The 23659-nt window shown below is 35.8% G+C and carries 23 protein-coding genes; 3 read left to right on the top strand and 20 right to left on the bottom strand.

All coding sequences use genetic code 11. From position 1 onward, the window contains the following. Window positions 1–217: 217 nt before the first annotated feature. From lepB to IGJ76_RS04495, 6 genes are all read right to left on the bottom strand, one after another. Window positions 218–772 carry a signal peptidase I gene (gene lepB, locus IGJ76_RS04520; RefSeq protein ID WP_067484978.1) on the bottom strand — a complete coding sequence of 185 codons (555 nt, stop codon included), beginning with the start codon at window positions 770–772 and terminating at the stop codon, window positions 218–220. A 99-nt stretch (window positions 773–871) separates the two neighbouring features. Further along, window positions 872–1099, bottom strand: a complete 228-nt coding sequence (locus tag IGJ76_RS04515) for a YozE family protein (protein ID WP_067484975.1) — start codon at window positions 1097–1099, stop codon at window positions 872–874. Next, window positions 1096–1614, bottom strand: a complete 519-nt coding sequence (msrA, locus tag IGJ76_RS04510; protein ID WP_430596755.1) for a peptide-methionine (S)-S-oxide reductase MsrA — start codon at window positions 1612–1614, stop codon at window positions 1096–1098. The genes IGJ76_RS04515 and msrA overlap by 4 nt, the downstream gene beginning before the upstream one ends. 36 nt (window positions 1615–1650) lie before the next feature. Continuing rightward, window positions 1651–2331: a YpmS family protein gene (locus IGJ76_RS04505; RefSeq protein ID WP_082904106.1), complete on the bottom strand. Its 681-nt coding sequence runs from the start codon at window positions 2329–2331 to the stop codon at window positions 1651–1653. Beyond that, window positions 2328–3221: an SGNH/GDSL hydrolase family protein gene (locus IGJ76_RS04500; protein ID WP_067484969.1), complete on the bottom strand. Its 894-nt coding sequence runs from the start codon at window positions 3219–3221 to the stop codon at window positions 2328–2330. Before IGJ76_RS04500 ends, IGJ76_RS04505 begins: the two co-directional genes overlap by 4 nt. Window positions 3222–3390: 169 nt before the next feature. Next, window positions 3391–4233, bottom strand: a complete 843-nt coding sequence (locus IGJ76_RS04495; RefSeq protein WP_075491765.1) for a DegV family protein — start codon at window positions 4231–4233, stop codon at window positions 3391–3393. A 129-nt stretch (window positions 4234–4362) separates the two neighbouring features. On the opposite strand from IGJ76_RS04495, the gene trhA reads away from it, so the two are divergent. Then, window positions 4363–5016 carry a PAQR family membrane homeostasis protein TrhA gene (trhA, locus tag IGJ76_RS04490; protein WP_067484965.1) on the top strand — a complete coding sequence of 218 codons (654 nt, stop codon included), beginning with the start codon at window positions 4363–4365 and terminating at the stop codon, window positions 5014–5016. Between the two features lie 96 nt (window positions 5017–5112). Here trhA and IGJ76_RS04485 read toward each other — a convergent pair whose 3' ends face one another. The 8 genes from IGJ76_RS04485 to IGJ76_RS04450 form a co-directional block, all read right to left on the bottom strand. Further along, on the bottom strand, window positions 5113–5607 hold the full coding sequence (locus tag IGJ76_RS04485) for a dihydrofolate reductase (RefSeq protein WP_075491763.1): 495 nt from the start codon (window positions 5605–5607) through the stop codon (window positions 5113–5115). Window positions 5608–5621: 14 nt separating this feature from the next. Further along, window positions 5622–6569, bottom strand: a complete 948-nt coding sequence (locus tag IGJ76_RS04480) for a thymidylate synthase (protein WP_067484961.1) — start codon at window positions 6567–6569, stop codon at window positions 5622–5624. Between the two features lie 11 nt (window positions 6570–6580). Then, on the bottom strand, window positions 6581–8467 hold the full coding sequence (locus tag IGJ76_RS04475) for an ABC-F family ATP-binding cassette domain-containing protein (RefSeq protein WP_071869073.1): 1887 nt from the start codon (window positions 8465–8467) through the stop codon (window positions 6581–6583). 155 nt (window positions 8468–8622) lie between these two features. Next, window positions 8623–10725, bottom strand: a complete 2103-nt coding sequence (locus IGJ76_RS04470) for a cation:proton antiporter (protein WP_067484955.1) — start codon at window positions 10723–10725, stop codon at window positions 8623–8625. 12 nt (window positions 10726–10737) lie between these two features. Further along, window positions 10738–11013, bottom strand: a complete 276-nt coding sequence (locus tag IGJ76_RS04465) for a hypothetical protein (RefSeq protein WP_067484952.1) — start codon at window positions 11011–11013, stop codon at window positions 10738–10740. Window positions 11014–11322: 309 nt separating this feature from the next. Then, window positions 11323–11778: a hypothetical protein gene (locus IGJ76_RS04460; protein ID WP_067484949.1), complete on the bottom strand. Its 456-nt coding sequence runs from the start codon at window positions 11776–11778 to the stop codon at window positions 11323–11325. Between the two features lie 447 nt (window positions 11779–12225). Next, entirely contained in the window at window positions 12226–13434 is a 1209-nt protein-coding gene (locus IGJ76_RS04455) for a CCA tRNA nucleotidyltransferase (protein ID WP_284590874.1), read from the bottom strand. Window positions 13435–13472: 38 nt separating this feature from the next. Continuing rightward, on the bottom strand, window positions 13473–13820 hold the full coding sequence (locus IGJ76_RS04450) for a nucleotide pyrophosphohydrolase (RefSeq protein ID WP_071869072.1): 348 nt from the start codon (window positions 13818–13820) through the stop codon (window positions 13473–13475). Between the two features lie 151 nt (window positions 13821–13971). On the opposite strand from IGJ76_RS04450, the gene IGJ76_RS04445 reads away from it, so the two are divergent. Continuing rightward, entirely contained in the window at window positions 13972–14862 is an 891-nt protein-coding gene (locus IGJ76_RS04445) for a YitT family protein (protein WP_067484940.1), read from the top strand. A 276-nt stretch (window positions 14863–15138) separates the two neighbouring features. On the opposite strand, the gene IGJ76_RS04440 is transcribed toward IGJ76_RS04445, so the two are convergent. From IGJ76_RS04440 to IGJ76_RS04430, 3 genes are read right to left on the bottom strand one after another with little or no spacing between them, the layout of a single operon-like run. After that, complete coding sequence (locus IGJ76_RS04440; RefSeq protein WP_071869071.1) at window positions 15139–15714, bottom strand: ReoY family proteolytic degradation factor; 576 nt, start codon at window positions 15712–15714, stop codon at window positions 15139–15141. 12 nt (window positions 15715–15726) lie between these two features. Next, window positions 15727–16980: a tetratricopeptide repeat protein gene (locus IGJ76_RS04435; protein ID WP_075491761.1), complete on the bottom strand. Its 1254-nt coding sequence runs from the start codon at window positions 16978–16980 to the stop codon at window positions 15727–15729. Beyond that, a complete protein-coding gene (locus IGJ76_RS04430; RefSeq protein ID WP_086271109.1) occupies window positions 16981–18012 on the bottom strand; it encodes a hypothetical protein in 1032 nt (343 codons plus the stop codon). Between the two features lie 736 nt (window positions 18013–18748). Here IGJ76_RS04430 and IGJ76_RS04425 point away from each other — a divergent pair. Then, window positions 18749–19336, top strand: coding sequence for a cell envelope integrity protein TolA (locus tag IGJ76_RS04425; protein ID WP_067484931.1), 588 nt, complete (start codon window positions 18749–18751; stop codon window positions 19334–19336). Between the two features lie 224 nt (window positions 19337–19560). Here IGJ76_RS04425 and IGJ76_RS04420 read toward each other — a convergent pair whose 3' ends face one another. The 3 genes from IGJ76_RS04420 to IGJ76_RS04410 form a co-directional block, all read right to left on the bottom strand. Next, window positions 19561–20544 carry a peptidoglycan recognition protein family protein gene (locus IGJ76_RS04420; protein ID WP_430596754.1) on the bottom strand — a complete coding sequence of 328 codons (984 nt, stop codon included), beginning with the start codon at window positions 20542–20544 and terminating at the stop codon, window positions 19561–19563. Next, the gene (locus tag IGJ76_RS04415; RefSeq protein ID WP_430596753.1) at window positions 20544–20942 is read right to left on the bottom strand and encodes a phage holin family protein; all 399 of its coding nucleotides are present in this window, start codon (window positions 20940–20942) and stop codon (window positions 20544–20546) included. The genes IGJ76_RS04420 and IGJ76_RS04415 overlap by 1 nt, the downstream gene beginning before the upstream one ends. A gap of 63 nt (window positions 20943–21005) precedes the next feature. Continuing rightward, the gene (locus IGJ76_RS04410; protein WP_430596752.1) at window positions 21006–23585 is read right to left on the bottom strand and encodes an SGNH/GDSL hydrolase family protein; all 2580 of its coding nucleotides are present in this window, start codon (window positions 23583–23585) and stop codon (window positions 21006–21008) included. Window positions 23586–23659: the final 74 nt, after the last annotated feature.

The raw sequence follows: 23659 nt of genomic DNA, 5'->3' as shown, positions 1-23659 counted from the left end.
TTAAACAAATTCTTCCAGCTCTCTTTTCCATTTTCACCTCCTCGAAAAAAAGATAAGATAAAACAACTAACAAAAAAATTTTACCTCTCTAAGAAAACGTTAACATAAGCGAATGTGAGTTGTCCAAAGATAACTTTAGCTATATTTAAAAAAACAAAAAAAAGACAATTGATCTCATTCAATTGTCTTTTTGACTGATACTATTTCAAGCCATCAATTATTTGATCCATTTGATTTCACTTAAAGGATAGTACACCATACGTGCCTTACCCAAGATATCTTCACGAGAAATCGTACCAAAAGAACGACTGTCTTTTGAAATTCGTCGATTGTCTCCCATTACGAAATAATTATCTTCAGCTAATTTTTCTTCCCCAGTCAATCCTTGCAAGGTGAAATCGGTCGTATACGGTGCAGTCTCATGATCTGATTGGATATTTTTACTTAAAAATGGTTCTTTGATATCTTTTCCATTGATTTGTAATGTATCATTTTGGTAGCTGATCGTTTCACCTGGTAAGCCAATCACTCGTTTGATATAAATCGTGCCATCTGCCAATTGAAAAACGACGACATCAAATCGTTTGATCTCGGTAAATTTCTCCATCACCGTCATATTTCCTTGACTCAACGTATTTTCCATTGAATTTCCTTCAACTGGTACTGGAATAAAAAGAAAGCCACGTAAAATAAATGCCAGAAAAATCGAAATCAGTAAATATTTCACAGCTAACCAAAAACGATTCGTCCACTTCTGTTTTGTTGTCAACATTCATCCCTCATTTGTAGTTCTGCTTTTATTATAGAAAAATTTCAAACAAATTGCGACTAAGAGATGAAATTAATCTTTTTTTCAAAGACAAACAAAAGCTTAAGAAGCATGATTGTTTTCCAAATATTGTTCCCAAGCCGCATCAAATACATCCATGGAAGTTAAATAGTCCACATTCATTTCCAAATAATCAGAGAGTTCTTCATAGTCTGAACTATGTTTTGGAAATTGAATATCTTTTCCTGCTTCATTTGCAAATTCAGTCACTTGATCTAGCTGATTTGGTCCACGAAGAGTCATTAAATAATGGTAAAAACTTCGATTCACTGATGATTCCCCCAATTTTCCTCGACAAAAGCCGCTCTTCTTGCATGATTGCGTGCAAAGTTTTCTGGATTCTTTTTATAGTAGTCTTGATGATCAACTTCAGCCAAATAAAATGGCTGTGCTGGCTCAATGGTCGTCACAATTTTTTCTGTAAAACGACCACTCTCAGCTAAGCGTTGTTTGCTTTTTTCTGCAATCGTTTGTTGCTCTTTTGTTGAATAAAAAATGACAGGTCGATAACTACTTCCTCGGTCTTCAAACTGTCCAAACGCATCAGTTGGATCGGTTTGTTCCCAATAAAACTCGACTAATTCTTGATAGGAAATCACTTGTGGATCATAAATGATTTCAACTGCTTCTGTATGGCCAGTTGTTTGGCTCTTCACTTGTTCATAGGTTGGATTAGCCAGTTGTCCGCCAGTATATCCTGACATAATTGAGTAGATACCTGGTAAACTGTCAAATGGCTGAATCATACACCAAAAGCAGCCACCTGCAAAAATTGCACGTTCCATCAAAGCCCTCCTTTTATTTATCTATTTTGATTTCACTTATTGATTTGAACTTTCTTTTGTTGTTTCTTCACTTGCGGGTAAGTATAGACTAAAACGAATATCATCGTCTACTAAATTTATTTTATCTGCTTTGATATACATGCCATTTTGCATTCTAAATTTATCTAGTCGAAGCATGACTGTTAAGTCTTTCGTATCAATCTCGACCCATTTAGGTAAATTATAATTACGTTTAACCATGTTCATCACATCTTTGATTGGCAAACTTAATGTGCCGATGGATAAACTTTTTGCTTTCAGCTGAACGTTTCCATTTTCCATAACATAGGGTTCAAAATAGAGATAAAAATTCACTGGAAAACCTAATACTTCAAACTGACCATTTAACATGGCTTCATTTTCTAAATAAAATTTATACTCAATGTCGCCTTCTTTTTGAAAATCACTTAAGAAAAAACTAATCAACTGATTGACTTTTTCTTTATTTGAATTAATTGTCAGGACTGGTTCGCCTTCGATTGCCGTAATTTCTGGCATGTTTTTGTACTCAGGTTGGCTCGAAAAAATTCGAACGCCTAGAAAAATGGTGATACCAACCACGACACCTAATAGAATCAAGAAAGCCATTCGCCAATAATTCGATGCTTGACTTTGTTTTTCGTTCAAGGGTTCTTTCACTTCTACTTCTGATTTCTTTGGATTTTCTGATTCTGTCATTTGTCACCCTCCTTTATCAGCCACTGTTCTTTGGTTGCAACTAATTTTTCTTTTACTGCATTTGCCATCAATTGATAGCCCAAGTTGTTTGGATGAAAATGATCCTCTTCATACAAAACATTATTTTTTATATCATTCAAGCTTTCTGCCATACTATCTGTTGTATTTGTTTGTTCTTCAGCTACACCAACTTTTTGATCTAACCCCTGATATAGTAAATCGTTGATTGGAATAAAATAGCAGTGATCCGTTTCTTTGACCATGGCTTCTGTTCCTTGATTCCAATTATCTACAATCGTTTGCATATCTGTGATTTCTGGAAAGTTCAAATAAAAAGGATTGTAAATACCTAGAACATAGATAGGCGCATTTGGGTTTAGCTCTCGGATCTCTGCTAAAAGTTCAGTCACATTTTCTTGATAGTTTTTTAAAGGTTTTTTAAAAGATCGTGTTGTTAACCCAAAAAAATTATTTTGAATCACCTTCATCAAATCATTTCCACCCACAGTCAATGTGATAATGTCAGCGGTCTTAATGTTTGTTTGAATTGTTTCTTTTTCCTTCACTCGCTTAAGTATCTGGTCACTTCGTTCGCCATTGACACCATAATTTTCTGTTTCAACAGTCTTCAGCTGATAGTCTTCTCGTAAATCATTTGCAACTAGCGGAACAAAACCTCCTTGTTTGGTTTGGTCTCCCACTCCCTCGGTTAAAGAATCACCAATCGCTACATAATGAAGTTTACTTTTCATGTTCGACGTTTTTTTAGTCGCAACTGATGGCTTTACTAAGGGTTCTGCTTTCGGAATACTCAGTGATAATCCAGCGAAAACGATGACTGCAATGACGATTGGAATAAAAAATAATCCATATCTCTTGAGTAATTTCATTTTCTCACCTCTGTCTTCAATTGTGTCTAATCTTATCAAAAGTTATTTGAAAAAGGTAGTCTTTCGAAACAAATCATAGGAATTTATCTTTTTTTCAAAAAATGCACACAAAAAGAACTAGTGAAATGAACATGCCACTCAACTAGTTCTTTTCTTACTCTATAAGTTGTTAATCGACATAATACATGATCGCAAAAGCACCTTTACCCGCATGTGTAGCAATTACTGGATTTGTCTGTAAAACTGGGATATGCATTTCAGGAAATAGTTCTTGTAGACCTTCTTTGAACTCTAATGCTAATTCTTTTGCATCAGCGTGGGAGATCGCAATTTGATGAACATTAGGTAACTCTTTTAGTTCTTTTTTCAAACTATCAAACCATTTGTCAAAAGTTTTCTTTCCTCGGCCCTTGGCAACTGGAATCAAATCTCCATGAGTAAAATTCATGACCACACGAATATTCAACATACTTGACAGCAGCCCTGTCGCACGACTGATTCGTCCACCTTTGACTAAGTTATCTAAGGTAGCAATTCCAATATATAATTTGGTGTTGTCGCTAATTTTTTTGATTTCAGCTAAAATTTCAGTTGAAGATTTGCCTTCTTTTGCTAATTTTGCTGCTTGAATGACTTGGAAAGACAAACCTTGATCTGTTGTATCGCTATCAATAACTGTTACTTTACTTTTAGTTAAATTGCTCGCTTGACGCGCAGCTTCCACAGTTCCACTTAATCCTTTTGTCATGTGAATGGAAATAATTTCGCTACCATCTTTACCCAATTCATCATATAATGAAACAAATTCGCCAATTGGTGGTTGGCTCGTTTTTGGTAAAGCTTTAGCAGTAGACATCATCTGCATGAATGTTTCTCCATCTAACTGATCGTCATCAGGATACATAACGCCATCAATCATTACTGATAGTGGCATGACATGAATATTTAAAGTGTCTCGTACATTTTTTTCCATTGTACAAGAAGAATCTGTTACAATTTTTACATTTGTCATTGTTTTCTCACTCTTCCTTTAACAGCTGCCTTATTCATGTTAAACTTACATTCAAGGCAATTTCTTTTTTTAGTATAACAGACAAACAATGATTTTTCATTAAATACGTCAAACAAAGGAGCCGTTTTCATGGAAAAAACAAAATTTAGTCGCAGTTACTTGATTGTCAACGAAGTTTTTAATGCGATCACTCACGGAATTGGTGCTGGACTAAGTATCGCTGGCTTAGTCATTTTACTCGTCAAAGGCGCGCATCTTCATTCTCCCCTTCATGTTGTCACTTATGCGATTTACGGATCAATGATGATTCTTTTATTTTTAACTTCAACGTTGTTTCATTCATTGATTTTTACCAAAGCAAAAGGTGTTTTTCAGGTCTTTGATCATAGCTCCATTTTCCTATTGATTGCCGGAAGCTATACACCATTTTGTCTCTTAAGTGTGAAAGGTTGGCTAGGCTGGACGCTTTTTGGTTTGATTTGGGTATTCGCGATTGCAGGAATCGTCTATAAGTCACTAACCTTACACAAAAAGGAAACGGTATCAAAAGTTTCAACCTTTATTTATATCGTGATGGGCTGGCTTTGTTTGATTGCTGCAGTTCCCCTTTACCATTCACTAGGTTTAGTAGGGATTTCGCTAATGGTTTTAGGTGGACTTTCTTATACAGTGGGTGCCTTCTTCTATAGTTTGAAATCCGTTCGCTTCATGCACGTCGTATGGCACCTTTTTGTTATGTTAGGTGCAGGCTTTATGTACTTTTCTGTTTTATTTTTCACTTGATTTTTTAAAATAGGTAAATAAAAAAGAACTTTGCGCCTAATTCGCGTAAAGTTCTTTTTTTATGCGTACAAACAAAATTAAATTTGCTTGTCGACATTATTTTTCGTTTCGTTGGTACGTTTCAAATTGATGTGCATACGGATTGAAGTCGTTCACTTCACCTGTGCTGACATTGATTAGTGACCAGTCTTCCCAATTAACGGCAGGAAAATAAGTATCACCCTCAAATGCGTGCTGAATCACGGTGCGATACAATATACTACAGTAAGGTAAAAATTCTTGGTAAATAGCAGCACCACCAGCGATAAAGACGATTCCGTCTGCTTCTTTTTCAAAAGCAAGGACTTCTTCTAACTCGTGCATGATGGTTACGCCCTCTGCTTGATAATTTTTATCATGCGTAAGGACAATTGTTTGGCGATTTGGCAATGGTCGACTGCCCATACCTTCAAACGTTTTTCTTCCCATTACTAAAATATTTGATTCAGTTGTTTGTTTAAAAAATTTCAAATCATTCGGTAATCGCCAAGGAAGTTGATCATTTTTACCAATCAATCCATTTTCATCTTGTGCCCAAATTGCAGCTAGCATCTTCTCATCCTTTCTTACACAGCAATCGGTGCTTTAATTGCTGGATGTGGTTGGTATCCTTCCAATTGGATATCATCCATTTCAAAATCGAATACAGATTGTTTTTCTGGATTCAGACTTAATGTTGGAAACTCACGTACTTCACGACTTAACTGTTCTTTCATTTGTTCTACGTGATTAGAATACAAATGCGCATCGCCTAGCGTATGAACAAACTCTCCGACTTCCAATCCTGTTTCATGTGCAATCAAATGAGTAAGCAACGCGTAGCTAGCAATGTTGAATGGAACACCTAAGAATACATCACCACTTCGTTGATATAATTGACAACTTAAACGACCTTCAAAGACGTAAAACTGAAACATGGTATGGCAAGGAGGTAACGCCATACTTGGAACATCTTCAGGATTCCACGCTGAAACAATTAAACGTCGAGAATCTGGTGTTGTTTTGATTGCTTCGATTACTTCTTTAATCTGATCAATAAAACGACCATCTTTTGTTTCCCAATGACGCCATTGGTACCCGTAAATATGACCTAAGTCGCCATATTCAGCTGCAAATTCTGGATCATTAATAATTTTTTCGCAAAATAGTTTACTTTGTTCTTGATAAAGTTCATTAAATGCTTCATCAACTAAGCTTCGATGACCAAAGTCTGTCATATCTGGACCAGTGTAGTCCTCACTTTTGATGTAGCGTTCAAACGCCCATTCATCCCAAATGTGATTATTATTTTCTAAAAGATAACGGATATTCGTATCTCCTTTTAAAAACCAGAGTAACTCACTTTTAATGAGACCAAATGGGACTCTTTTGGTTGTTAATAAAGGAAAGCCTTTTTGTAAATCAAAGCGCATTTGATAGCCGAAAGTACTAAGCGTACCTGTCCCTGTTCGATCACCTTTTTGGTTTCCTTCTTCTAACAACTTTTTTCCTAAATCAAGATAAGCTTGTTCCATTCATTCTCCTCCTAATTATCGGCCCACTCACTAAGATACTCCCAGCGAGCCATTTTTTCTTCCAGTTGTCCTTCTGTCAAACTCACTTCTTTTTGTAATTCTTGGAGACGTGTAAAGTCATCTCCTTGATGGTTCATTTCTTCTTGCAGTTCATCCAGTTTATTTTCCAACTCTGCGATATCATCTTCAATGGTTGCCCATTCTTTTTGTTCCATGTAAGAGAGCTTTTTCTTTTTGGCTTCGTCTTTTGGTGTAGCTTTTGGCTTTGCTTTAGCAATGACTACTTTATCTTCTTCTTTTTGCTTTTGTAAATAGTCAGACATATCTCCGTAAAAAAGCTCTTGCTTGCCGTTGCCTTGAAAAACAAGTAACTTATCGACTACTTTGTCTAAGAAATAACGATCATGGGACACAGTGATAACTGCACCTGGAAATGTTCGAAAATAATCTTCTAAAATAGTTAATGTTGCAATGTCTAAATCATTGGTTGGTTCATCTAATAATAAAACATTTGGCTGCTGAATCAAGAGTTTTAATAAATATAAACGTCGTTTTTCTCCACCAGAAAGTTTGCCGATTCGAGTACCGTGCATATACCGTGGGAATAAAAATCGTTCCAATAATTCGGCTACACCGATTTGAGCACCGTCAGCAGTTTTAACTTCTTCTGCAGCTTCTTGCAAATAAGAAATCATTCGTTGGTCTGGTGCCATTTCCTCGTTTTCCTGTGTGTAGTATGCTAATCGGACTGTTTCACCAATAGAATACGTGCCACTATCCAAAGTCATTCGCCCTGCCAAAATATTTAACAAGGTGGATTTTCCGGCGCCATTTTTCCCAGTAATTCCTAGTCGTTCTTTTGCTTGAATCAATAATTGTAAATCAGCTAATAAAATTTGGTTGTTAATGGAATAATAGCCATCTTTGATTTCTAAAACTTTTTTTCCAAGACGCTGTGTTGCGATGTTCAATTCAAGGTCCGCTTCTTGGTTTACCTGATACAAGTTTTCTTTTAAATCTTCAAAGCGATTGATTCGGGCTTGCTGCTTTGTTCCTCGTGCTTGCACACCCGCGCGAATCCAAGAAAGTTCTTGCTTATATAGTCGTTTACGTTTTTCTTCTTGTTCGACTTCTACACGATCTCGCTCCGCTTTTTCTAGAACATAGGCTTCATAATTTCCTTTATATTCATGAAGCTCTCCAAATGCCAACTCAAAGATTCGATTCGTCACTCGATCTAAGAAATAACGATCATGGGTAACCATTAGCAATGCGCCACGATACTGTTTCAAATATGATTCAAGCCATTCAATTGCTGCATAATCCAAATGGTTTGTTGGTTCATCTAACAATAACAAATCTGGTTCATCAATCAAGACCTGAGCTAAGCTCACGCGTTTCTTTTGACCACCAGAAAGTGCGCCGATTTTTTTGTCTAATTCACTGATACCTAGTTTTTGCAAAATAATTTTTGCATTGGTATCTGTTGTCCAAGCGTCTTCTTTATTCATTGCTTCTTCCGCTTGTGCATACTGTTTTTGTGCGAGTGGATCATCCCCATTAGCACTTAAACGTAACAAAGCTTCTTCATAAGCACGTACCGTTCGAATGAGTGGACTTGTTCCTTGGAAAACTGCTTGTAGAACGGTTAACTCATCTGAAAAATCTGTTGATTGTGACAAATAGCCTATTCGATAATTCGTCGGATAAAAAACTGTTTGACGATCACCATCACCACTATCTATGCCGGCTAAGATATTTAAGAGACTGGTTTTACCAGTACCATTCGTTCCAATTAATCCAATCCGATCTTTTTCATGAATCAAAAAAGAAATTTGATTAAACAAATCTTTTTCGCCGTAAGTTTTTTTGAGGTCAGTTACTTTTAATTCTTTCAACTTGTCCCCTCCTTATCTCGGTTATTGTATCATAAAATCCATATGAATAATGAGACTTTTTCACTTAACTGTTTTCAAAAATAAAAAAGCAAACTTGAAAGAAAAATCACCATGATTTTTCTTTCAAGCTTGCTTAATGCCATTACTTACATCAATTATTTGTCGTGAACCTGTTGCTTCAATTTTTTCGTTTGCAGCTCACGCTTTTTTCGACTATACGCAAATCGTAAAGGTGAAGCATCAGCTGGTTTGTTCATTGTATAGGACTCTAAAAGATTGATATTTTTTCGATAATCATTCGCTGAAAAAGTCGTAATTTTTTCAGCAACTTCGTATTCATCAACAACTTTTCGTTCTAAATAGTAGCCTCGAAGCATTTTTTTCGTAAACAAAGTTTCTTGTTGAATCATCATCGTAGAGAAAAAGTTTTTCGACATCATACGCATTTCTTGCGCTTTTCTTTGTTCAATAAAAAATTGAATCATCACATCGCCATACACATCTGTTAAGTTATCCAAACTTTCGATGATTAATTGCGTGTTTTTATGATAAACATCTCTTACATCACTAATATCTTTTTTCGTAACAATTGTTTGTTGTTCTCTTTTACGACGTTCCCAAAACATTTTTGGATGTAAAATAATTCGAATCACTCGACGAACAAATAATAGCCAAAAACCGATGAATGAGAGAATCTCACCTGTGATTGAGCGTTCAAAACGTGATAAAAATCGTGAATAGAAACGATAACCATTGACTGTCAATTTTCCTGAACGATAGCTTTCATCTAAGCCATCTCGTTCAATCGATAAAATAAGTGCTTGGATTTCTTGCACTTCTTGTTTTTCATCTTCCGTTAAGTCTTCAAAGTACAGTTCTCGAATTCGCTCTTGATAATTTTCAATCACAGCTTCTGTTGCCAGATACTCTTTCGAATTTTTCGGTAATTCTTTTGCCTCTTGACGCAAACTTTCAACAACTTCTTCTAAAATCATCAGTGCGTTTAAATCTGTTCCATTTATTTCTTGTTCTTCAGTTAAAATTGGTAGTGCGAGTATCCCCACAACTAATGTAACCAAGATAACTCCTGCAGTTAAGAACAACAGCAATGATCGTTGGTGAAAGACCATTCCATTAATTGTTAGCGGCAAAATAAAAATCGTTGCTAAACTGACTGTTCCCTTAACTCCACCAAAGGTTAAAATTAAAATTTCGTTGAGTTCCTCTTTAAATCTGGTTAAACCACCTTTAAATAAATAAAAAGCTGTAATTGAAACAAAACGAATAACAAATAACATAACTGAGATCAACAAAATGACAAGAATCAACATCCAGTTAGAATATAACCCATTTTCCCAAACAGGAGAAAAGACTTGCGTCAATTCAATTCCTAAGAAAATAAACACGAGTGCATTCAACGTAAATGTCACAGTTGTCCAAGTGCTATTGGATAAACTAGATAACTCCGCATCAAAAATCGTGATTTTCCGAAAACTGGATGCTTGTAATATTCCAGCAACGACCGCGGAAATAATTCCCGAAACACCAAAAACTTCTGCTAACACATAAGCTAAAAAGGGTAGCAAAAGTTCGATTAATAAATACCCTGTTACATCTCTAGCCGAAGCTTTTTCAATCATATTGATTACTTTTCGTTTAACCCAAACCAACAAGAAACCAACAAGTGCCCCACCCAAACTTGAGATCACTAGACTCACCCCTGCATTTACTGCAGAAAAAGAGCCTGTAATCAATGCAGCTAAAGCAAATTGGAAGGCTGTAACACCTGATGCGTCATTTAGCAATCCTTCGCCTTCTAAGATATGCATAGCTTTTTTGGGAATATTCACTCGTCCTGATAATGAACTAACGGCAACGGCATCTGTCGGGCCAAGTGCCGCACCAAAAGCAAAACAGGCAGCAAAGGGCAAACTTGGTAATAAAAATGACAGTGTCATCCCTACGCCAAGTAACGTCAAAATGACCCCACCAAAGGCTAAAAATAAAATCGTATCAAAATTTTTAAGAATCGACGTAACATCTGCTTTTTCACCTTCACGAAACAATAAAGGAGCAATAATCATCACCAGAAACAATTCTGGTTCAAAGCTGATGGATTCTCCCCATTCAGTTAGACCTAAAATAACTCCAAGAAATATTTGAATTAATGGTGCTGGTATTACCGGTAAGATGCGGCTGACTATATTTGATGCAGTAATCGTTACAGCAAAGATGATTACTAACTCAGCAAATTCCATGGCCCATCTCCTCTATTTTTTATTTTGTGCAAGTACCTTTAAAAATTGTTCCTTTTTTTTCAAAATCTTACTTTCGACAGCTTCAGCTTGTACTTCATTGCCATCTAATTCACACTGTACTCGTTTTGATTCTAAACGAAGTAATTCATGCTTCAAACGTTCCATTTGACGATACGTTAAAATATTTTTCTTTCGTAAATAGCAAAGAATCCGACGACGATCTTCCATCGAAAATGCCCCATAGCGATCATGCAACAGTCTTTTTTGTTTTTCAAAACTCTCTCTCATTTTTCAGATCTCCTATATACAAACTGCACATCTGATAGCAAAACTATGAATTCTTGTCTCTAAATTCAACTTTTGTTTTACTACTGCCCTGTTTGCTGTTTACAATGATTTTTCAAGACCCTATTCTATTCCAAAAGATGCAAGATAGCAAGTTTTCCGCAAAAAAATTAAAAAGTTTTTTCAGAAAACGAAAATGAAGTTTTCGTTCCATTATACCAAGCAATTTTACAAGTAAACATAGCAAAAAATGTATTCATTTTTCGCCCCATTGTTATCGAGGAAAAAAACAAATACATTTTACTACTTTCTCTATTCGAAAAATTGACCGTAAACTTCTTCTACACGCTGTTCAGGATTGATTACGATGTACAAGCTTCCAGTTTGTTCACTAATTTTTGTTGATTGATATTGATTATCCAAACCTTCTGTTCCTTTGTCCATATAAGGGAAATAAACCATGTCAGGCGCACCATTACGATACAAAATTTCCATTCGTTCAATATCTTCATATTTTAACGCACGGCTAAACATACCCATTTCTAAGCCACCCAAGTTGATGTCATGAGTTGCAACTGAATCGCCTTCTTGAAAAATTTCGATTTTAAATCCAGCACATGGATGAATTTCAACAAATTCACTTCCATTGATTCGTCCAAAACTCGTTGTAATTTGTTTGATCCATAAGTCACCGATATGACGACGATCAATCGTCCAAGTTTCTCCATTACGGAAATAAAATTTTAGCGCTGTCATTTCTTTTTTCATAAAAAATCTCCTTCTTCCAAATAATAATCAGCATTGCACTACAAGTTTAGCATAACAAATGTAAGTGGTCACATTTTAAGTTCTAAAAATCAGTCAGAACATGGTGCGAACCAAAACCTTTTTCATGGTTCAAAAAAGATTGTACACGAAGTGCTCAGCTCCAACAAATAAGAATAAATTATCAGAAATTGTTTCCTAACTTTTTGAATAATTTAGACTTATTTTGAAGTGGCTGCAAGCTATTTCGAGGAGTTACTTGGAGAACACCGTAGTTAAGGTTGTGGCGCAAAACGTTTAGCTCCAACAAGTTAACGAGCAAACATCAAATAGCTTTCAACCTTTTGAAGTGAACAGAGGCTAGATTAATAAGTTGTTTTGGAAACAACATCTGTTAGGACAAGAGGAGCTACAAAAATACTTTTTTGTCATGGTTCCTCTCTTCACACTCTAGTTACTTAGTTGCTCCTTCACGTAAGTCAATAATGCTTCCCGCTCATTTTTCACTACTTGGTTAATGACAGCCTCTTCTGCTGATTGTAGCGCCTCACTGACCCATTGACCCGGTTTTCGATCCATCGTAGCTAGTAAAATTTTTCCATCAATTGCTAATTCTCGTAACGATTTGATTGGAAGTTCTTGATAAGCTTGTCTCACTTTCGCAAGCTCAGGCATTTTCTCAAAGTAAACCATCAGCTCTTCTACTTGAACAGCTGCTGTTTCACCTAACTGATAAAGAGCTGTTGGCAACAATGGTCCTTCTTGACGTAAATCCAAACCTTGAACCAGTGCCTGCACCTCTTTAATCATTTGATTGGAACACTTCCATTCTTTTAAAAAAGGTCGGACTGCTGAACCAGATAAATCCAATTGATTTAGCAATAGTGCCCATGCTTTGCTTTCTGTTTTCAAGGGGATTTCTGGCAAATCAGCCATTCGTAGTAATGCTTCCCCTTTTCCACTTAAACCAGGACAATAGATGTAACATTCGGTTTCGACAAATGCCCGCAAACCTGCTTGACGATTTTTTCCCAGTAACATTTTAACAAATTCGATATTGACTCGCTCCACTGAGATTTTTTCCAGCAAAGCATGATTTTCTTTGATTGCTTCAAGTGTTTCTGGTTCTAATTCAAAGCCCAGTTGACTGATAAATCGTAGCCCACGCATCATTCGTAATGCATCTTCATGAAACCGTTCATGAGGATTTCCTACAGCTCGCAAAACATGATTATGCAAATCATCTAAACCATCAAAAAGGTCGATAATCTTTCCATCTTCTTTTAAAGCAAACGCATTGATTGTAAAATCACGTCGCTTTAGATCTTCCTCAAGCGAACGAACAAATTCGACTTTATCTGGGCGACGAAAATCTTGGTAAGTTGATTCGGTTCGAAAGGTTGTGATTTCATATTGTTCCTCTTCTTCTAACACCAAAACAGTTCCGTGTTCAATACCGACATCAATCGTTCTTGGGAACAACGTTTTGATTTCTTGTGGAAACGCACTCGTTGCAATATCCACATCATGAATTTCCTGATGCAATAAAATGTCACGAACACTTCCACCTACAAAGTAAGCTTCATACCCAGCATGTTCTAATTTTTGTAAAACTGGAATCGCTCGTTGGTACTCCAGCGGTAATTGTTCTAATTTCATTTTTTCTACCTCTTTAGCATTTCTCTTTGATTGGCTGTTTATCCTTCGTCGACTTGGCCATCTTTTCTCTCAAAACGATAGCGATCTCTTTGATTGAATTTTTCCATATTTTTCTCGAAAATTTCTGTCAAATCGATATCCAGTGAATTAGCCATAATCATTGTAACAAAAAGTACATCACCTAACTCTTGTGCGACAGAATTTTCTTTCTCTGTTTTCTTTTTCGCCTTTTCACCATAAGAGTGATTGACTTCTCGCGCAAGCTCACCGACTTCTTCTGTCAAGCGTGCCATTTGAGCTAATGGGGAAAAATAACCGACCTTGAATTGCTGGATATACTCATCCACTTCCATCTGCATACTTCTTAATGTCCGTTCTTTCTTCATAACGTTCCCCTTTCAAGACTATCCTAACAAAACTTTACAGCAAAACATAGCTAAGAGCAATTGTGAAAATGAAAATTCCATGCTACATTAAATATTGAATTGAAAAAATTTTCTAACTTTTTCAGCTATTTTTATCGAAAGCAGGGATCACATGACAGTATCAAAAACAATTAAAGAGGTTTTCTTTATTATTATCGGAACAAGTATCTATGCCTTTGGACTTGTCTATTTAAATATCGCCAACCACTTAGCTGAAGGTGGCGTTTCGGGGATTACTTTGATTTTACGCGCACTCTTTGGCATTGATCCCGCTTATACAACTTTGCTTATCAATATTCCGTTGATTCTCATTGGTGGAAAAATTCTTGGCAAACGTTCATTAGCATACACCATTTTAGGAACTGTTTCCTTATCAGTTGCTCTTTGGGTTTGGCAACGTGTTCCCATCGAAATCAATTTAGAACATGATTTATTGATTGTTGCCTTATTAGCAGGTCTTATTGCTGGCGTGGGTAGCGGTTTGGTCTATCGGATGGGAGGAACGACTGGCGGTAGTGATATCATCGCACGTATTTTAGAAAAAAACTATGGTATTTCTATGGGACGTTCATTACTCACTTTTGATATTATCGTGTTGCTTGCTTCATTAACTTATCTTGATTTGAAGCGAATGATGTACACCCTGATTGTTTCTTATGTGTTTAGTCGAGTAGTTGATTCGATTCTTGATGGTGGTTATTCTGCCAAAGGTCTATTAGTGGTTTCAAATAAAAGCGAAGAACTGGCGCCTTTATTGATGACTGGATTACAACGTGGCGTCACCTTTTTAAATGGTGAAGGTGGCTTTTCTGGTCATTCAAAAAAATTGATTTACTTAGTTGTTAGTTCCAGTGAATTGACCTCTGCCAAGCAAATCATTCATGAAATTGATGAACAAGCATTCATCTCAGTCATCAATGTTCATGAAGTTGCCGGTGAAGGTTTCACCTATTTGAGACCTCAAACCAAACGATTGAGATTCAGACAAAAAAAAGGGCTGTGACAAAAATATTGTCACAGCCCTTTCTTCTAAATAAACGGTGTTCCCAAACAACTCCTCCACATAGCTTTCATTCACTTCAAAATATGAAGAGCTATTTTGAGTGCTTGCTCGCTATCTTGTCAGAGCTGAACGTTTTGCGCCACAACCTTATTCACGGTGTTCCCCAAGCAGCTTCTTTGGCAATAAGTCCTCTTTTTATAAAAATAGAGAGAGCTATTTTTATGAAAAGTATCCTTATTGCTTGAAGCTAATCGCTTGGAGCCACAAACTCTTTGTTTAGCTAACACCATTTTTATTTGACGCTCTTTGTGCATCTGCTAAAATTTGACGATTGACTTCATCGGATAGTTTCAAAAACGCATCCTTATTTCCGTCTTCTAATGCTTGATCAATTTGTGCGTAAAGCATCTTTAACTGGGCCTCTTGCTCTTTTGCATGGAAGTACCTTTCGACTGCTTCTGTTTCTTCTTCTGCAATCGTTAAATCCCAAGTAGCAAAAGGATTGTCTTCTAAAATTGATAGATATTCACTCGTTTGCCAAGCGTCTTCAAAGAAACATTCCACATACAACGGTTCTGTTCGATTCAATCGAATTTCGTGAAAAATTTGATCTGTATCCGTAAACACTTTCCCTTTTAAAAACAATTTCATCGGTTCACCAGCTACAGACAGGTCACTGATTTGTAACCCACGGGTAGTTTGATCCGCCCCCTCAACAAAATGAACATTTTTCAAAATCGCTTCATGATTTGACAAGTAATTCAAAATCCAAAAAACTTCACGGCGACTAAATGAAACATGGTTCACCATCCACGTTAAAAAATTCTTTTTTTCCCGCACATTTATAAACATCTTGATCACCCCTTATGATAGATCATCTAGTAAAGACAGGGCCTCCATATCTCCAGGTTCATGATGTAAGTAATGTTTTAATAGTTCTTTTGCTTGATCCAGCTTTCCTTCTTCTCGTAAGAAAAATGCGTATTCTTTCAAGAAATCTGGTTCATGTTGCAACTCGTGGAAAGCCTGCTCGTAATGGAGCGCTGCGACAGCAAAATCTTCTAATTCATTATATGCATGAGCCAAATTCCATTCGGCATATGGATTTGCTGTTTCTTCCATTTGGTTGACTGCATTAATAACGTCTTCATAACGTTCTTCATTTAAATAAAGATTACTTAAAGTCAATAACGTATCATCTTGTTTTTCACCTAGTTCAAGAGCTTGCAACAATAATTTTTCTGCACTTTCTTTGTCACGCAAACGAAAAGCATTTTCAGAAGCCAAATGATACAATTCAACTTGATAAGGATTTTCTTTGATTCCTTCCTCCAATACCGTTTGTGCTTCTTCAATCAATTCTTCTTCCTGTAGCGCTTGTCCTAAATACAGATAAAGCGATTGGTACTGAGGATTAACTGTTCGTAGTTCTTGTAAGTAATTGATTGCTTGTTGGTTTTCTTTTAATTGTAAGTTTGTAAAAGCTAACTGGAACAATCGATCATCTGTGCGATCTTCCTCTAATGCTGCCTCTAATGGTTTGATTGCTGCCTCAAATTCGCCTTGCATGCTTAGTGATTGGCCTAGACGCTCTTGCATCGAAATGCCAGAAATTTCTTTGATCTGGCTATTTAACAAGTTGTCATAAATGACAGCAGCTTCTTTAAAGCGATCCACTGAAAAATACAATTCTGCTAAAGCAAATTGAATCAAAGGTTCATCAGGAAGCAAACTAGCAGCTTCTTTTAACTTTGCTTCACTTACTTCTGGAATACCAATTACTTGATACAAATCAGCAATTGCCAATAACGCTTGCGGATAATAATCACTTTCTTTACTTACCTTTTCTAGATACGTAAATGCTTCGTCAATCTCATTATCTTCAATCGCAATTTCTGCTAATGGAATATTTAAGCCATCATTTTCAGGATATTGCGCTACAAGTTGTTCAAAAATTTGTTTTGCTTCTTCTAAAAAACCAATCGCTAACAATTCTTCACCCAATTCAGCTAAAACGTCTGCTGGATCTTCCTTTAACGCCTGTACAAGTAATAGTTGAGCCTGTGCTAAATCTTCTTCAGACAAGGCTTGTAACATTTTTTCACTGTATGTTTTCATTCAATTCCCTCTAATCTCATTGACAATCCTTTGATATCTTGTCATCATTTTCAACAATTCATTCTCATTTGGCGAATGGTATCCTTCTATTATACCAATTTTTTCTAAAACAAGAATCTTTTTGCTTTTTTCTGCTAAAATCAAGACATTTTCTAAATATTCAGCTTCAGATAACTGTTCCAGCCAATCAATTGGATAACCAAGATGCTTCAACCAAATAAAAAAATTTTTTAATTGAAAAGAAATCTCGTTACGCTCAATGTTCCAAACTAGTTGAAAAAGTAATCCTAAAAATTTTTTCATGCTTGCTGATAATAAATGTCCGTTTTCTGTTAGATAAAAAGCTTGCTCAAATAGTTTACCATAAGTTGCAAGATTTTCCGCCTCTTCCTGGTAAAAATGAATCATTTCTTCGAGCATCCCAGCAAAAGGTACGTTGTGTAATTTTTGCTGTGTTGAGTAATTTTTGTACAAGTTCTGTAAGAAACCATAATCACAAATCAATCCACAAACAACGAACGTCAAAAAGTCGATCTGTTTGCCTTCAACTTGGCGATCACTAATCGTTTGGTCAAAGAAAATTCGTTCTGGCAAATTTTCTGTTTCTAATACAGCCTGATAAGGCGACTGTAAAATGCTGCGTTTGTTTGTCAATGCTCCACCAAACGAACGAGCAGATACAGGAATCAACCAAAGTTTCGTTGAAAGGATCGTGTGTTTTTGAAAAAAACTAGCTAATTCCATAATCCCTTCATTTCCAAATCCAATCACGATCAGTCGTTGATTTTCCGGAAAACGTTTCACATAGTCTAAGAGATGCGCAAGCTCTGTTAAGTTATTGCATTGCGCACTATTCGTGCAAATATACCAATCAATATTCGCCTGATCCGCAAAGAATTGATTCATCTTTTCTGAAAACAAATCATAATAACGCTGATTCGTTAAGAACAAGATTGGTTCTCTGATAGCCAATGGTTTTAACAGACTGCTTAACGTTTCGCCGTAAGAAATCGTCGTGGTTTGATTAACCATGGAAAACGTAAGTTCCAACACGCATCCCCCCTTTTCTTTATTTTACCATTATTCAGGAAAATCCTGAAAAGAAAAGAAAACCAATACATCTTCTTCAACCCAAAAGAGAAACTTTTCACTCAAAAAATAATTAAATGAACCACACTAAATTATTTTTATGTATTTTACTACTAAATAAAAGGAAGCCTCTTCAAAAGGAAAGTATGTTTAACGATGAAAAGAATAAAAAAATAGTTTTGATTCCGCAACTTTACTTGTTCACTGTTGTTTTTAGTAAGTTATGCTACCAAGAATAATTCTGAACATTCAGCAATCACAATTGAAATCATTTCAACAACTAAAATCATTTCGATAATAATTATCACAACTAACACTCAACTACAATCAATTTACCAAAAAAGTAAATCTCCAGAAAAGACTACCCAATAGGACTTAATCAAAACATTGTTGCAAAAATAATTAGATTATCTTGAATTATTAAAAGCCCCTCGTGTTAAGCAATCTGTTCCAGCGTCTGCAAATGCCACAACTGCTGACTCAACTAGACTTCAAAGTGAAAAGCCTACCAATCCGCAACAGGTTCAGAAAAATATTGAAGCAACCTTCGGATGGTGAATAAAGCAATCCGTTGCTTTATAGTTCTATTTCGGTTTTTATTTTATGTTTATTAGCAAAACTTTATATTTACGGACTGTTAATTGAGGAATAAAATTAAACTTGAATGGAGGAGAAAAGAATGAAAACATGGCAAGTGATTGTGGGTGTATTGGCAGGAATTGTAGTGTTAGTTGGCGTTTTTATCTTGGGGTTACTCACCTTCCCACTTCTGACCTCAAAAGAAAAAACAGAACCATCCGTATCAACACAAGAAATAGTCCAACAGACTGCTTCTTCAACCACTTCAAATGAAGGAATTACTGAAGCAACCCAGCAAACGACACAGCTGCAACCAGAAAAACAAACATCAGCAGAGCAGCAAGTGCCAGAAGAAAAAGTTACAGTCGATCCAGTATTAGCAAAAGCACTAGCTACTAAAGCGATACCTTTAACAGAATTTACTTATAATCCTTATGATTTTGATTTAGACCAAGCTACGATTACAAATGGCACAGCTAAATGTATTGGGTGGATCCAAGCTGAAAATCCAGCTGGACTAATTGAAGTGGAATATCATTGTTTTGCTTGTGATAGCATCTGGACTGGGAAAAACTACACTTATGATTGGACGAATCAACAAGAAAGCGCTAGAATCACTAATTTCACAATCGTTGGGGAACCTTGTGAACATCAAAAAGCGTTAAAAAATAATGGATATATCAGTTGATAGCCTAAGTGAATCATTTTTATTTCTATGTAGAACGAGACGGGGACAAAAGTAAGTAGTTGTAAGAAAGCCTTGCTTTTTGGTCGCCATCTATTCATGAAAAAGTGTCTGAAGCAGAATCATTTTGATTCGTGTTTCAGACACTTTTCTATTTTATTTACTCAACATTTGTGAAAATAAATTTTCTCTGTCTGTTAAATTTCAGAGTTTGTTTGTGTGTATTTTTATCGTTTTGGAATCGTTAAAACATATTCTTTGAAATCAACGTCTTTTGCACCGCCTACTGTATTACCATTAACATCATTAGTCAAACGAATTTTAACATAAGCTTTTTTACCAGTATGTTTAGTGATATCAAGACTCCCATCAAACCCCGGTCTATTGTCGCTTGATAACCCGTAAGCTGCGTTCACATCAGGACGATCAATATCTTTTGCTTTTTGACGGTCAATTTCTTGACCGTTTGTTGCATCCATCAAAAAAATAAAGCAGTAGTTAAATTTTTCTTTTCCTGCATGTGCCCAACCAGCTTCACGGAATGAGCCGACTGGATATTCAGTGAATTTTTCTAATTTTGCTGTCATACCATTAACCGTTTTTGCAGGGCTTTCAGCAATAATTTCATCATGTTCATTGTTTCCTTCACTACTTCCATCTGGCTGCAAAGCTGGATTATCATAATATTTTTTGATTTGAGTAATAAAGTAATCTTGCATTTTACCGGTAATTTCTGTTGGTACTGCAAAAGTCGAATCGTATCCGCAATGTTCCATCAAAGATCGCTTCGGACACTCAGTTGCTGAAAACTGATGATGACATTTGACCGTATCACGGCTTACTGGTAAGCCATAATAATGCAAGTCAATCGCAGCTTGCCAAAAAACATTTTGTTCTGCTTGTAAAAAAATGTCCTTCACTGTTTCACGATTCCCACGAACTTCATAACCTAAATAACTATTGTTCCCATCAGAATTTGCTACATGCCATGCGCGATTGTAAGTATCTTCTGTGCGAATAATTGTCTTTTCATCCACATAATAATGGGCAAATCCAGCTTCTAATTGTTTAGGCGTCATATTTGCCAAGCGATTCATTTCTTGTTCAGCAGTTGTGTTGGTCCAAGTGTTGTGGATGACAACCCCTTTTACACTCCCAGCCCGCTTACCTGCCACACCTCGGCAAACGGAATTATTAATAATTTTGACCATTATTTTTTTCCTCCATTTTCTTCACCTTGTTTTTCTGATGTCTCTTTTAATTTACTAAAACGGTTTTTGACAAATTCTGGTACAGGAATTCCTAACTGTCCTAGATTTTCAATCACGGAAATGCCATAAACAGCAATATAAGAAAAGACAAATGCTGTTGCTACTCCCTCAAAACCCATAATTTTCAAATACGGGTAAGCAATTAGAACCAAGCCAACAACAAGCAGATGTTTTACAATCCCCATCAAACCTTTCGTACTATTCGTTTCTTTAACAAAAATCCCTTTGCAGATTCCCGTTACAATATCTGCAATCACAATCCAAACAAAAATTTGAATGTAGATGTTATTTAGTAATCCTCGGAATTCATTCCATAGTAATAAATTATCAATAATCAATCTGTTGCCACCTTTCTCTTGTTAAATTTCTGCGTAAAAAAGCGTACTCAATTGAGTACGCTTTTAATTTATATATTTTTTTAATACATTGTATGCTTGTTCATAAATTCGTTTCATTCCTGAAGCCTTAGGGTGCAATCCTTCTTCTGTTAGCAACATGATATTTTCTATATTAAAGTTTGCCCTTTCTTCGTCAACAAGATCACAATTATATCGTTTAGCGATTGATTTAATAGCATCATTAAACCTACTTAATGTTAATCCGTCTTCTCTAACACGAGGAAATCCACCATAACCATTGAAAGGTAAGGTATGCAAAATAATACGAGCGTTTGGATATAATTTCGTCATTTTATCTAATGCTACGCAGTATGCACTAATGAATTCATCCGTTTTGACTGCTTTTTCTTGACTCATTGGATCAAAATGACCAAGTGCAACGCCTCGATTATAGTCATTTGTTCCAATTCTAATTTCAATAATATCGGGTAGTATGCCATCCTTAGATAAATTTTCACAACGATTCACACCAGCATCCGCTCCAATACCTTGACCAGTGTCCGTCATTTGTGAACCACTTCTTGAATTGTTTATCAAAAGTTGAAGTTGCCCTTCAGATTGGTTGATTATTTTCATCCACCATGTGTCATCAACAGTCGCTACATCACTAGATGGATAATGACCTGTTCCCAAAGGAATATAACCTTCGAATGTTGTAATTGAGTCACCTAAAAATGAGATATTCAAAACTCCTGAATTTCTAGACGTATGAATGACCCGATGAGGTATTATTAAACTATTCGTTTCAGCTCCCATCGTGAAATAGCCCAAATAGAACTCATTTTGTTCGACGTTTGAGGAAAGTTCAGAAGCATTCTTAATCGTTAAATGTGTATTTTCTTGGTCGTCAACAACAAATAAGTATCCTGTATTTACTTCATCAGGAATCTTTAAAACATAATCTTCTGTTAGTTTTAAAGATGATCCTCCCCACCAAGAATAAGAACCAATTTTATCAATAATATATGCTTCGTTTTTTAATAGAATAATTTTTCTTGATGCATAATCAAGAATAAGCTTCTTATCAGAATTACTAAAGCAATTTATTCTTGCCGTTTTTAACTGCATAGAAGAAATCAACGCAGGTAGTGATACAGCTGGATATTTTTTATTCAAGTATGCGACAGGAATTAGATTTGTTGATTGTCTTCTAATGAATGTATCTTCCGAATAAAATACAATTCCTAAAAAGAAGGAATTTTGTATATCAATCTGTTTCGTCAATGATTCATTATATACTCCAGCATAAAAAGTCTTATTATAAGGATTAAAAAATAACCATCGGTGAGCATTTGTAGCAGACCATTCAATTTTAGTACTATCAACTTTCATATCAGCATATTTAATCGAGAAACGTTTACCATTTGCAGTGATGGCAACTGACGCTGAGCTTAACAGAAGTTCTGGATTAATTTCAAAGCCAGTTTCTGTCATGAGTAAAACTTCTTTCGCTGAAGCAATTTTATCTGAAACATACCAATCTACTTTTCCGTTTCCTACTAAATTAGCAACATTTGAAGTGGTAGCAAAACTTTGTGGATCGGTAAATAAATAACTCTGAAGATCATCAACAATATTGACATTTGATTTTTCATCAATTCTGATACCAATACGAACTTCCACATCTTTGTTTACATTGATAATAGTTGTACTGGCACCACAAACATACCCATTACCAGAATTCCAGTAAGTAACGTGTCGTGATTCCCCATTTCTCGTACCAAAAATAGTGTATGAGTGATTTGGTCGCAATTGAAGTGTCAAAGTACCATAGTTTCCATTTATAATTTTTTCGCCTGTAGTACGATCGTAGTAAAAACCAGTTTCCCAACGCCCGGTTTCGCTGTAATCAGTAAATGTTTTTTCAAAAAAAGAAATTTTTGTTCTAGTAATACTTTTATCAGTAACCCCTTGTGATTGATACAGCCCCCCGTCTAACCAAGAATTTACACTTTTCTGCCAATAGTACCAATGACCATCTGAAAGAACTAGAAAAATACCTGTTGTTCCAGTTGGATAAGTACTTTGTAAATCCATAAGCGAAGCAAAAGTTCCTTTTGGAGAACCGGAAACAATTGTTGATAATTGATCATTCACAAACGATTGATCAGCTTTATTCATAATCAAATCATCCAGTTCGCTTCTCCATCCATTAGCATCTGCTAATGCCTGAACCAGTGCACTAAATTCTGCTTTTTCAATAACGCCTTTAACCTCACCTGCTAATGACAATATTTGAATTTCAAATGGTCTTGTAAACAAACTGTTTCCTGCGTTTAATACTTGTATATTCGCCTGAACAATTCCTGGGTTCATCATATGTTTAGGGTATGCTACTCTAAATACACTTGCTTCTGAATCAATTAATTCAAATGCGGTCAAATCTGTTATCCCTGTATTCTTGTTGTGCCATCTAAGATTAAGAGATAATCCAGGGATTTTAGCAATCCGCCCCTCGTCTGTTATTTGTACTGTAAAAGTACGCCCGTTATTATCATTTTGTGATATAAACTGTCTTACAAGCAATTGACTATTTGCTTTGTCAATTACTAGATCGACATCTCGAAATTTATCTAGACTCATGTTTTCCTCCCCATAAGTTATTCAAAAGAATAACTACCTTCTTATTAATTAACCTCTGCAACAATCCTTCTCAA

Origin of the sequence: Enterococcus sp. DIV0175 (assembly GCF_050529075.1) — a bacterium.
GTDB lineage: Bacteria > Bacillota > Bacilli > Lactobacillales > Enterococcaceae > Enterococcus_B > Enterococcus_B thailandicus.
The sequence above is the reverse complement of the archived record's forward strand: the minus strand, read 5'-3'. Positions and strand labels throughout refer to the sequence as shown.